This window comes from Lactobacillus sp. C449L (assembly GCF_059900815.1).
In genome coordinates, this window is record NZ_JBWXGA010000161.1 from 1 (window position 1) to 474 (window position 474).

Consider the following 474-nt stretch of genomic DNA (forward strand, 5'->3'; position numbering starts at 1 on the left):
GGGAAGGTCGCGGCGATGAGGAGTCCGAAAACTGTCTTACGATTGATCATGGCTATCTCCGATGTTTCCTGTTGTTACTTGACGACGATGGTACCCTTCATCCCGGCTTCGAGATGACCTGGGATGAGGCATGCGAATTCGAACTCACCGGCTTTCGTGAACTGCCAGATGATCTCGCCCGACTTCTTGGGGTCGAGCCTTTTGGCATTCGGGTCGTCGTGCTCCATGTCAGGGTTCTTCTTCATCTCCTCGGCATGCTTGCGGTTTTCGTCGACCGTCGCGATGACGAACTCGTGCGCGAGCTCGCCCCCGTTCTGCAGCTTGAACCGGACCTGCTCACCGCGACGGACTTCGAGCTTGTCCGGGAAGAAGAGCATCTTGCCGTCGGTCTCCCGCATTGAGACCGGGACGATCCGCGCGGGCTTTTTGGGATCGCCAGGTTTCCCGTAAGCCGTCTCGCCGCCGGCTCCGTGG

General features: G+C 59.1%; 1 protein-coding gene. It reads right to left on the reverse strand.

All coding sequences use genetic code 11. The annotated features are described in order from the left end of the window. Positions 1–74: 74 nt before the first annotated feature. On the reverse strand, positions 75–474 hold a 400-nt coding region (locus AC2JF9_RS08815; protein ID WP_500727010.1), incomplete at its 5' end, for a cupredoxin domain-containing protein.